The organism is Ferroglobus sp. (assembly GCF_015521575.1).
In the GTDB taxonomy this organism is placed as follows: Archaea; Halobacteriota; Archaeoglobi; order Archaeoglobales; family Archaeoglobaceae; genus Ferroglobus.
Genome location: NZ_WANY01000003.1, coordinates 1 through 11,329 on the forward strand (window position 1 = coordinate 1; position 11,329 = coordinate 11,329).

8 protein-coding genes are annotated in these 11,329 nt (G+C 44.4%); 3 read left to right on the forward strand and 5 right to left on the reverse strand.

What is annotated here, in order from left to right; genetic code table 11:
* Window positions 1-568, forward strand: a 568-nt coding sequence (locus tag F7C14_RS00140) for a UbiX family flavin prenyltransferase (RefSeq protein WP_290898263.1), incomplete at its 5' end; no start/stop codon positions are given.
* Here F7C14_RS00140 and F7C14_RS00145 read toward each other — a convergent pair.
* Window positions 514-1,122 carry an HAD family hydrolase gene (locus F7C14_RS00145; RefSeq protein ID WP_290898266.1) on the reverse strand — a complete coding sequence of 203 codons (609 nt, stop codon included), beginning with the start codon at window positions 1,120-1,122 and terminating at the stop codon, window positions 514-516. The genes F7C14_RS00140 and F7C14_RS00145 overlap by 55 nt on opposite strands.
* On the reverse strand, window positions 1,122-3,164 hold the full coding sequence (locus F7C14_RS00150) for a molybdopterin-dependent oxidoreductase (RefSeq protein ID WP_290898269.1): 2,043 nt from the start codon (window positions 3,162-3,164) through the stop codon (window positions 1,122-1,124). The genes F7C14_RS00145 and F7C14_RS00150 overlap by 1 nt, the downstream gene beginning before the upstream one ends.
* 103 nt (window positions 3,165-3,267) lie before the next feature.
* Between F7C14_RS00150 and F7C14_RS00155 the strand changes: the two genes are divergently transcribed.
* Window positions 3,268-4,944 (forward strand): adenine deaminase C-terminal domain-containing protein, encoded by a 1,677-nt coding sequence (locus tag F7C14_RS00155; protein WP_290898272.1) that lies wholly within the window; start codon window positions 3,268-3,270, stop codon window positions 4,942-4,944.
* A 95-nt stretch (window positions 4,945-5,039) separates the two neighbouring features.
* Window positions 5,040-6,836, forward strand: a complete 1,797-nt coding sequence (locus F7C14_RS00160; RefSeq protein ID WP_290898275.1) for an SLC13 family permease — start codon at window positions 5,040-5,042, stop codon at window positions 6,834-6,836.
* Between the two features lie 3 nt (window positions 6,837-6,839).
* On the opposite strand, the gene F7C14_RS00165 is transcribed toward F7C14_RS00160, so the two are convergent.
* The 3 genes from F7C14_RS00165 to F7C14_RS00175 are packed head-to-tail and all read right to left on the reverse strand — an operon-like array spanning window position 6,840 to window position 11,051.
* Complete coding sequence (locus F7C14_RS00165) at window positions 6,840-7,481, reverse strand: ERCC4 domain-containing protein (protein WP_290898277.1); 642 nt, start codon at window positions 7,479-7,481, stop codon at window positions 6,840-6,842.
* Window positions 7,465-9,075, reverse strand: coding sequence for a hypothetical protein (locus F7C14_RS00170; protein ID WP_290898280.1), 1,611 nt, complete (start codon window positions 9,073-9,075; stop codon window positions 7,465-7,467). Before F7C14_RS00170 ends, F7C14_RS00165 begins: the two co-directional genes overlap by 17 nt.
* A gap of 32 nt (window positions 9,076-9,107) precedes the next feature.
* Complete coding sequence (locus F7C14_RS00175; protein WP_290898283.1) at window positions 9,108-11,051, reverse strand: heterodisulfide reductase-related iron-sulfur binding cluster; 1,944 nt, start codon at window positions 11,049-11,051, stop codon at window positions 9,108-9,110.
* Between the last annotated feature and the right edge of the window lie 278 nt (window positions 11,052-11,329).

Below are 11,329 nucleotides of genomic sequence, written 5' to 3' on the forward strand. Positions count from 1 at the left end.
AACCGGAGCATCCGGGCAGATTTACGGAATAAGACTCCTCGAATACTTAAATAAAACGGATGTGGAAACGCATCTCATAATTTCTCCTGCTGCTAAGGAGAACATAGAGATAGAGACGGAATACAGCGTAGATTACGTTGAAGGATTGGCAGATTTCTGCTACGACTACATGGATTTCACGGCTCCGATCGCAAGCGGAAGTTTCAAGCACGACGGCATGATCGTAATTCCTTGTTCGATCAAAACTGCTTCAGCTATAGCGAACAGCTTCAGTTACAACTTGATAATCAGGGCTGCGGACGTGACTTTGAAAGAGAAAAGAAAACTCGTCCTCGTTGTGAGGGAGACCCCGCTCCACTCTGGTCATTTGAGAATGCTCGCCAAGCTTTCGGATTTAGGAGCTGTAATCTATCCTCCCGTTCCGGCTTTTTACTCGAAACCGAGGAGTTTGGACGACATCGTAAATCACACGGTGGGGAGAGCTCTCGACCTTCTTGGGGTGGAGAACGACCTTTACAAACCTTGGATGGGCAGGGAAAGTATATCGGAAAAGGAGTTCAACTTGTAATCAGCGTCGAGCTCCGAAAGTTTATTTTCTCCTTCCAAGACAGCAATTTTAATTCCGGCTTTTTTACAAGCTTCCACATCTGATCTGCTGTCCCCTACGAAGAGAACATCCTTTTTATTGGTTTTAAGAGATTCAATTGCTTTGAATATCCCTACTGGCGATGGCTTCAAAAGAGGGACGTCTCTTCTTCCTATAACCACTTCGAAGCAGCTGCCTATGTGAAATCTCTCCAACGCATCTCTCAAAACGTCTTTGCTTATGTTGGAAACTATCGCCTTTTTAACTCCTATCTTTTCGAGAACTTCCTTAACACCTTCCTTAAGCTTCCACTTCTCAAGAGCCTGTAAATCGTATTTGTCGTATATTCGGTCGATCAGAGAAATTAAGGATGGATAAAATGATGCTACGAAGTTATATATTTCGGCATAGTTGTCACTCTCGATCTTAACTCCCCTCTCTTCAAGAACGCTCTTTGCCTCTTTCACAGCCTTGTCTAAATCCCAAGCGAAATTAACGAGAGTTCCTTCGAAATCGAAAATCAACGCTTTGAACATCATTCCTTCCTCGCGAGCAGTGCTTTTAGCTCCGGACATCCGGAAATTGGATCTCCGGGTTTGTTTGAAGTTAGAACATTCACGTTTCCTTCGCTCCAGCCGTGAGGGATGTTAATAACCCCGGGTGCAATGTCCTCGGTAACCTTAGCTCTAACGATTATGCTTCCCCTTTCAGTCCTGACGATAACCTTGTCTCCATCTTTCACTCCGAATTTCTCAGCCGTCTTCGGATTTATCTCAACGTAAGCTTCCGGAAGAATTTTCCGCATCTTTTCCACGTTTCTCATTTGAGAGTGGGTGTAGTAGACATCTCTTGCACCGGTTGTTAAAATCAATGGGTATTCTTTGACTTTTTCGCTGTACGGACTCTCGCTCGGCTCTTTTGGTGTTGGAATCGGGTCGTAGCCAAGGTTTTTCAGAGTTTCCGAGTAAATTTCCACTTTTTTACTTGGAGTCTTGAATCCCCTCTTCTTGTACTCCTCGTACTTCACTTCTCCAGTCCAAACTCCCGAAGGGTATTTTTCGTTCAGATCTTCGAAGGAGTAGCCGGTGGGTTCTAAAACGTAATTCAGAACTTCTTCAACATTCTTCCATGGGAAGTAATTCTTGAATCCCATCTTCTTTGCAAGTTCAAGCCAGAACTCGACGTCACTTTTCGCTTCTCCGAGAGGCTCGATAACTTTCTTCCTCAGCATCATGTAGGGGATTCCGAATATCACGCTGTAGTAGTCGACAAGTTCGTACCTTTCGAGGAAAGAGGCGGCAGGTAAGAAAACATCTGCATATTTTGCTGTTTCCGTCATGAACATATCCATAACCGCCAGAAATTCCACCTTCTTCAGCATCTCCACGACTTTATTCGAGTTTGGCCAGGTTAGAGCAGGATTTGAGCCGGCAACAAAAATGCTTTTAATCGGATACGGCTTTCCTTCGAGAACAGCATCGTATAAGTACATCCCCTGCCCTTCGCCAAGATGAGTTTCCCAGACTTGGTAGAATAGGGGATGCTCCTTTATTCCGAGGGGGACATCATTTAGCATTTCCACGAGCCTGAGATTTCTTGTGTGAACTCTTGCAGCTCTAACGAATCCCCCTTTTACGTCGATGTTCCCAGTTAAAGCGTGGAGGATAGCTACACTTCTTGAATTCTGCACACCGGTCGGAACCTGATCCAAGGCGTTTACCCCTTGAACTATACATGCCGGCTTTGTTGTTGCGAATGTTCTTGCTATCTCGATAATCGTTTCTACATCAACCCAGGTTTTTTCCGCTATTTCCTCTAAAGAATACTTTGCTACGTGATTTTTCAACTCTTCAAAGCCAACGCAGTAATTTGAGACGAATTCTTTGTCGTAAAGCTCTTCTTCAATAATAACTTTCATCAACCCTAAAGCTAAGTAGATGTCGCTGCCGGGTCTAACAGCGGCATGTATGTCGGCAATCTTCGCAACCTTGGTTTTTCTCGGATCAATCACTATAAGCTTCGCTCCTCTTTCTTTGGCTTTCTCTATTCTCCAAGCTAAGGGGGGTTTTGAAGCATGAGGATTGTGAGCCCAGACGATTATGCAATTAGCGTTATCCACCTCAGCTACGTTGAACTTTCCGATGGTGAGAATGTAACCTATGATCTGATGCCTGTAACACATGCTTTCCGGAGAGAAGCAGTTCGGTGTGCCGTAGACGTCCATGAACCTTCTTATAAAACCAACAGTAGATGAACCGCCAAGAAGAATTGGCATTCCGATTATCGTGGCGAAGTACTTCGGGTTTTCCTCTCTTACCTCCTTCAAATTTTCGGTCACGAGTTCCATAGCGTAATCCCAGTCGACTTTCTTCAACTTGTTTCCCTCCTTAACCATTGGATACGTGATTCTCTCTCTGGAGTAGATGTAATCGGGAGCAACGCTTCCTTTTGGACAAAGTCTTCCAAAATTGAGGGGGTGCTCTTTCATTCCCTTAACTCTCGTTATTCTTCCTTTTTCGACTTCCACATCCATTCCGCAGCTCCATGCGCAAAGCTCGCAGGCGGTTTTAACTATCATCCATAAAGTTAAGAATTAATAATTTATAAAGGTTTGTAAAGTGAATTTCTGAAAAATTCGAAATTTCTATATTTTTTCGCAGCAATTTCTGGAGGGTGTTGGCATGATCGGAAGCAAGCTCTCCCAAGTTTATCGAAATCTGATAAGTGTTGCGATGGGAAGAGAAAAAGCGGATCTTCTAATTGAAAACTGCAACATTGTGGATGTTGTAACCGGAGAAATTTATGAAGGAAGTATTGCAGTTAAGGGTGATAGGATAGCTCTTGTGGGTGAAAAAGTTGAAGCTTACGAAGTTTTTGACGCAAAAGGGCTTTATGCAGTTCCCGGCTTCATCGACGCTCATGCGCATCCGGACTTTTACTTGACCCTCCCAGAGTATTCAAGCTTGGCAGTTAAGCACGGAACGACGACGATGTTTTCCGAGTGCGATGCAGCTTTGAATGCTCTGGGAGTAGAAGGATTCAAGCTCTTCGTCAAGTGGGCGAAGGAATGCCCGGCGAGGATCTATATAAATATCCCTTACATATTCCCCCAAGACCCAGCTGTTGAAGATGTGAACTTTGAGCTGAGCTATGAGGAACTCGCCAAAATAGCCGGAGAGCTTTTGGTCGGAATGGGTGAAGTTCTATCTTGGAGCGGAGTTATCGCATTAGACGAGCAGATTCTGAAAAAGATCGATTTCGCCATGGAAAAGAACCTTGTAATCCTCGGACACACCGCCGGAGCTAAGAGAAATAAATTACAAGCCTATTCAACTATCGCAAGTTCCTGCCACGAGGCAATAATCCCAGAAGAGGCTCTGGAGAAGCTTAAGAGCGGCTTGCATCTAATGGTCAGGGAGGGATCGATAAGGAGCGATCTGAGCATAATTAGGGAGGTAAAAAACGTTGATAAATCTTGGATTTCCCTTGTATCAGACGGTGTCGATCCAAAGAAACTCGTGGAAGGCTACATGGATTCAATAGCGAGAAAGGCTGTTGAACTCGGCTTGGATCCGATGGAAGTACTGAGGATGATTACTGTAAATCCGGCAAAATACTACGGAATGGAGAGGGATCTCGGCGTGATAGCTCCTCCAAGGTATGCTGATATAGTTTTGCTGAAGAACTTTGAAAAGTTTGAAGTAGCAAAGGTCTTCGTCGGTGGAAAGATTCCGAAAGAGGCGAGGACAGAAGACGAACCCTACACCGTGATGAACGTCGAGAAGATCGAGAGAGAAGATTTGAAGATTAACGCTGATGGAAACGTTAAAATCAGGATGATGCGCCTCGTTACCGAAAGCGTGACGAAGGAGGTCGTAAAAGAGGTGGAGGTGAAGGATGGAGAGGTGGAGGACTTCTGCAAGGTCGTTCTTGTTGATAGATTTAGAGGCAACAGAGTAGTTATCGGTTTTATCGAAAACCTTGAGATGGAGGGAGTAGTCTCTTCGACTTTCAACTTCGACGAGTACAATATTTTAACGATGGGCAGAGATTACGATGAGATCGTTAAGACTACAAACGACCTCATAAAATTGGGCGGAGGAATTATCTATTCCGGAAAAACCACCGTGGAATTGAAGTTACCCTACGGAGGGGTTATGAGTAACGATGTTGGCGATGTCGTTCGCAAGCTTGAAAAACTGAACGAAGTTTTAAAGAGAGATGGCTTTGAATTCGAAAATCCCCTGAATGTACTCTACTTCCTAACTTTCGTGACTTTGCCAGAGTTGAAAATTAGTAATAGGGGGTTGGTGAAGGTCAAGGAAAGAAAAATCGTGCCGCTCGTCGTGGAGGGTTGATTCCGTAAGCTTTATCTTAGCTCTCTATTTCAAATAATTATTAGTTAATTTTATTAAAGCAAACAATTTAAATAAAGTCCCGGAAAGAAGTCTCCATGGGTTTTGAGGAAAAGGCTGAGAGGGATTTGGAAGAGGGAGGAATAGGAGACGTCTTAACTCAGAAGCACGAAATCAAGCATAGGTACACTAAAAGGCAAAAAGTCTCATTGTTCCTTGGAATTCTGCTATTCTTATCTGTGATCATCATGCCAACTCCCGCTACGTTTGTAGAGTCGGCACTGAAAAACTCCAAACTTCCGGAGGATCTGGTTTCGGAGATTGGGAAGCTTGGATATGCAGAAGTCGAAGGGGGCAAGATAAAGAAGGTAAAGGACGTTGGAGCAGCTCTCTCTTACCTCAAAGAGAGAAGTCCAGAGAATTACGAGAAAGTTGTGAAGAAAGCCAACGACATGAAAAGCGTCACCGCTTTGACAATCCTAATGGCTGTGTGGTGGATCGGAGAAGCTATTCCACTACCAGCTACAGCTTTGCTCCCCTTAGTCGTCCTGCCAGTTCTTGGTGTTAGCAAGATAAACGAAGTCGCTCCAAATTACGCTTCGAAAGTAATCTTCCTCTTCATGGGAGGTTTCATGATCGCAGCGGCTATGATGAAGTGGAACCTCCACAGGAGGCTTGCATTGATAATAGTTAATGCGATAGGCACGAGCCCAAAGAGGATTATTCTCGGATTTATGGTGGCGACAGCCTTCCTCAGCATGTGGATTTCCAATACCGCTACGACGATGATGATGATGCCGATCGGTCTATCGATAATTTTGCACATTGCGAAAGTTGGAGAGGAGCTGAAGAAAAAGGGAGAGCTGAAAGACGTTGACTTCAGAGCTGGCAGATTTAAGTTTGGTACTGCTTTAATGCTCGGAATAGCCTATGCAGCATCGATAGGGGGAGTTGCGACGATAATAGGGACTCCGCCTAACGCGGTTTTCGTAGGAACTCTTCCAAAGCTCTTCCCGAATGCCCCCGAGGTAACTTTTGTGGACTGGCTTTTTGTAGGGATTCCCGTGTCTGCGATAATGCTTCTCTTAACATGGATCGTCCTTGTATATTTCCTGAACAAACCGGAAATTAGCGAAATCCCCGGAGGAAGGGAGCTAATTAGGAAAGAGCTGGAAAAGCTCGGTGCGTGGAGTAGAGGAGAAAAGATCGTTCTTACCGTTTTTGTTCTCACCGCTCTCGCATGGATTAACAGTAAACCGAAGAACATAGCAGGAGTGATAATTCCCGGAATATCGACCTATCTTCCTTTCGTAAACGATTACGTCATAGCGATGGTGGCTGCAATAGCTCTCTTCCTGATTCCGGTGGACTTAAAACGAGGAGAGTTCGCCCTCGACTGGGATCAGGCTAAGGACATTCCTTGGGGCATCCTACTCCTCTTTGGAGGTGGAATAGCGTTGAGTAAGGCTTTCACATCCTCTGGACTTGCAAGCTGGATGGCTGAGCAACTTTTATTTTTAAAAGGTGCACCAACGATTCTTGTAATTCTTGCAGTGGTAACGCTTGTGATATTTCTCACCGAAATGACGTCAAACACTGCGATAGCAACTCTGATGATGCCCATAATGGCTGGATTCGCATTGGCTATGGGTGAAGATCCGAGGGCGCTCATGATTCCTGCGACGATAGCAGCGAGCTTTGCCTTCATGCTTCCGGTAGCCACGCCGCCGAATGCAATAGTCTTCGGAACAGGTTATGTGACGGTTCCCCAAATGGTGAGAAACGGTTTGCTGCTGAACGTTATCGGCATAGTTCTCGTGACTGTCCTCAGCTACCTTTTGCTTCCGATGGTTTTCGACATAGCTTGGGGCGTTAAACCGGAATGGGTTCCGTAACTTCTACCTTATTTTTCTCCCTCTAAAAGCATCGTAAATTCTTCTCGCGTACTTTTCCCCTATGCCTTCAACTCTCATGAGTTCGTAAAGGGAGGCGTTGGCGATTCTCTGCAAGCTTCCGAATTTTTTAAGAAGTTTTTTCGCTCTCTCCTCACCAATCCCGGGAATTGCCGTTAGCATCGCTACTTGATAATCTTCTTTAGCCTTCACTTTCGGAAAAGCTCTCAGCTCTCCTTTTCTAATCTTCGAATCTATATACTTCAAAGCGAGGATGGAATCGAATTCGTTCTCGAAAACTATTGGAACTACCTGCCCCTTTTCTTTTTTCACAGCCAGAGATATTAAAGCTCCTATAACTGCCTCTCTCCTAATCTCCCTCCTTGCGAGAACGTCTTCAATCGAGCCGATTATAAATATAAAGCTCAGGTTGTACCTTGAGGAGAGTAAGTAGTGCTGCCTAAAAATTCTACCATCGATCGTTGAGTTTACGAAGTCTTCGGCAGCTTTTCTTTCGATAGCTACTTCGTGACTTTCGTGAACGACAAGGAAGTCTCCAACTTCGAGCCTTCTAACTTTATACTCGACTCCAGCTTCTTCGAGCATTCTGAAAACTTTTTCCGGTTCTCTGTCATCGACGAATATCATAAAAAGCCTCCGCAATCTTCTCGTATACTTCCTTTTCTCTTCCTTTCGATGTTCTTCTGAGCTTTTCAACTATCAGCTCGGGAGTGCTTTTTCCTATTTTTCCGAAGACCGGTTGTCTGTTCACGATTAATCTGAAGTTCTCATCCAAACCAACGGCTTCAATTCCGTCTACTCTCACGAAATCAAGCTTCGAAAGCTCCTCGCCAAGATGAGATACGACGATCGCATAGTCCCCGGCGGAGTGAATGAGTTCGAGGATCTTCTTCAGAATTTTAACCGCCGCACCCGGCTCTGTTATCGCTTCGAACTCGTCTACGAGAATTAACTTTCTGCCTTTACTCGAAATTGCTCTGGCAAAAGCCTTTATCGTGTTTTCAAACGCTCCGCTTCCGTAACTCATTTTCTTTCTCTTGAAAAAGAAAAGCTCATCGAAAACCCGTATTTCCGCTCTCTCTGCATTAACCGGCAAACCCATGTGAGCCAGTATCACAATTTGGCAAACGAGCTCAAGCAACGATGTTTTTCCTCCGCTGTTAGCTCCAGTTAGTATTGCAATTCTGTTTCTCTCATCTAAGTAGTAATCTATCGGCTGAGGATTGTCTATGAACAGGTTTCTTCCTCTGAATATTCTAAGCTCCTCACCTATTTCCGGAAAGGCGAAATCCTGAAGAGCTTTGTAGAGTGCCAGCGATCGGTACTTTCTTATTTTCTCATTCAAACTCTTTAGGTCGTACCTTTCAACGATCCTCCTACATGCGAGGTAAAAATCGATCGCATGTTTCTCTTCAAGCTTTTTCTTCAATTCCCTCAACTTCTCCTCGTTTACTTCGATAGGGTAGCTGATCGTAAACACGTTTTCGTAGATTCCAAATTTTTCGTAGATTTTTTCCTCGGCAGCTTTCACTTCCTCCTCTATCACGTCCCTTATTTTTTCGAAAGCTTTCTCGGCGAGAGATAGAATTTCCTTTCCACTTAGAGTTATCTTTACGTTTTCAAGCCTTTCCTCTATTCTTTCGTTAAGCTGAACGAGAATTTCGTGAACAGCCGTTTCCAACTCTTCAACTTCCCTAACTCTTTCGTACAGCTCTTTAACCCTTTCAACTTCTTCGAGAATTTTAGCCACTTCCTCCTTTCCCTCCACCCTCTTTTCAATTTCCGAAAGCAGCTTCAAAGAATGTAGATTTTGAAGAAGAGGTACGACGAAAATTTCGGGTGCGAGATGCTCTATTTTCGGCTCAGCTTCAATGTCGTGATTTAAGAGGAGAGTAAAAGGAGCTGGGGAGAAACGAACTTCGCAAACCCCTATTTTTAGAGCCTTTTCGTACTCCTCTTCATCTTTAGCGATGTAGCATCGGTCTTCGAAAAATCTCTTCTTGAATTCGAAGTAACTGAGTTTCGTCAACTCTTCGAAGCTAATCTTCCGAGCTTTTTCCATCAGATCTCTCACGAATTTTTGCCTTTTCAGTATTTCCCTTCTATCGGAGACTAAATCGAACTTTTTCAACTCCTCTTCTGCCTCTTTCACCTTCGCTTCAGTTTTCAGATAGTTTACAATTTTTTTGTAGATCTCTCTTGCGTCACCCTTTAATTTCACGGAAAAAATTTGCTAAAAATTGGGATAAAAACTTAATCGAAGGCTGCTTCGTAGACGAGTTCGATCACATCCTTAACTTCAATTCTGTCGTCAAGTTTCTGCGTTTTAACTCCGTCCTCAAGCATTATCGCACAGAACGGGCAAGCCACAGCCAGTATCTCAGCTCCAGTTTCTGCTGCCTCCCTCGCCCTTATGTTGTTTGGTCTATCTTCTCCGGGGTATTCTCTCACGAGATTTCCACCTCCACCTCCGCAGCAGAAAGATCTTTCTCTGTTCCTTGGCATTTCCACGAGTTCGATTCCCGGAATGCTTTTCAGGATTTCTCTCGGAAGATCGTAGATTCCGTTCCATCTTCCGAGGTAGCAGGGATCGTGGAAAGTCACCTTCTTGTTTATCTCCTTCTTGAACTTTAGCCTTCCATCCCTTATTGCTTCAAGGATAACTTCGAGCACGAATTTAGTGTTAATCTCGTACTCGTTTCTGAAGGTGTTGTAGCAGTGGGGGGAGACGGCTATTAGTTTTTCAACTCCATACTTCTCAAAGGTGGACGTGTTTTCTTCTTTCAGCAGCTGGAACAACCCCTCTTCTCCGAGTCTTCTCGCCTCGTTTCCGCAGCACCCCTCTTCCCTTCCAAGCACCGCATAGCTTACTCCTATCTCGTTCAGTATTCTCACGAGCTTTTTAGCCACTTCTTTAGCCTTTGCATCGTAGACTTGACACCCCACCCAGAGAAGCCATTCGAATTCCGTTTCTTTTGCTTTAGGAACGTCGATGTCCTTCATCCACGCATCTCTCTTCCACTTCGCCTCTCCCCATAAGTTCCTCTGCTTCTGAATGTTGTTCAGAATATCCCTCACGTCTGGTGGAGCCTCTCCGCTTTCGACAACTCCTCTTCTAACTTCTCCTATTATTTCCATCTGCTCGATGTAAATCGGACACATCTCCATGCAAGCTTTGCAAGTCGTACAAGCCCAAACGGCATCCATGTCAATTACGCTGTCGAGTAAAAGCGTTTCTTCCTTCTTTCTGCCGAAGAAGTCGAAGGTGTCGTTGAGGGTTTTTCTCAAATTCTGCATGAGGTACATGGGCGAGAGAGTAGTTCCAGAGTTAAAAGCCGGACAGTTGTCTTGGCATCTTCCGCACCTCATACAAGCGATGCTCGAAAGCAGATCTCTCCATTGAAGGTCCGTCGCCTCTATAGCACCCATGTACTCTTCGTCGAGTATCTCTCTTCCCCCTCTCCTCTCGCTCCTTGTTAGGATGTTCAGCGGTGCTGCAACAACATGGAAGAGCTTAGTGTACGGAATTGCTGCTATGAAAAGCATTGCAAGAAGTGAGTGGACAATCCACATCGCTTGATAGGCGGAAGAGCTGTAAGGGATTACGTTTGCCAAAATTCCCCCGATAAAGGCTGTGAACGCAGGTTGTCCGGAAGAAATTCTCAAAGCCTCTACGATAAACCCGAGGAGAGCTATTATTATAAGCAACGCGAGGATCGCTCCGTCGTCTTTAGCGTATTTCCAAGGCTTTTGAAATCTACTCGGCTTGAAAATGTATCTGTTCACTGTCGCTATCGCAAGACCGAGGATTAAGAATAACCCGGCTAAATCCATCGTGAACTCGAAGATTAAATAGAAAGTCCCTCTGAAAAACTCCGAAGTGACTCTTTCTGCTATCGTGAGTGTAATCGTTCCGATCGTTAAAATTATGAAGCCCCATAAGACGAGAAGGTGCATTAGCCCCATTTGTCCTTCTCTCAAAGCGAGCCTGACAAAAAAGAGACCATCTTTTATTACCCACCACACTCTCTTCGGCAAATTATCAAGCCTTCTCTCGTCGTTCCTTCCGGACAAGATTATTTTTAGCCACCTGTAGCATCCGAGCAGAAATATTACGAGAGCTACGAGAAAAGCCAAGTAGTGTGCTGAAACTATGAGCTTGCTAACTCCCCACAACAGCTCCCTTGTTGGCTCCAAACTACCACCCCAGAAAGTCTCGGAAGAAGGTAATTTAATTTTTATCAAATTCGAACGAAAACGTTCGAGTTATAACCTGAAGAAATATGAAACGATTTTTCGTTGAAATAATTGTAAATAACTTGGATGAATGAGATCGCTCTTAGATATTTACATCGTTAACCATTCAGCAAATTTAGATAGTTCCTTAATACGTTGCAATAGATTGTCTGGATTGTCAAAAAACTGGAAAATTTCATCAAATAAATGGCCAAAACACCTTGGACCAATTATTACAT

Excerpts from the sequence above, each read along its gene's own strand:
- F7C14_RS00145 (WP_290898266.1), bottom strand. The coding sequence starts at position 1,122 with ATGTTCAAAGCGTTGATTTTCGATTTCGAAGGAACTCTCGTTAATTTC.
- F7C14_RS00160 (WP_290898275.1), top strand. The coding sequence starts at position 5,040 with ATGGGTTTTGAGGAAAAGGCTGAGAGGGATTTGGAAGAGGGAGGAATA.
- F7C14_RS00155 (WP_290898272.1), top strand. The coding sequence starts at position 3,268 with ATGATCGGAAGCAAGCTCTCCCAAGTTTATCGAAATCTGATAAGTGTT.
- F7C14_RS00150 (WP_290898269.1), bottom strand. The coding sequence starts at position 3,164 with ATGATAGTTAAAACCGCCTGCGAGCTTTGCGCATGGAGCTGCGGAATG.
- F7C14_RS00165 (WP_290898277.1), bottom strand. The coding sequence starts at position 7,481 with ATGATATTCGTCGATGACAGAGAACCGGAAAAAGTTTTCAGAATGCTC.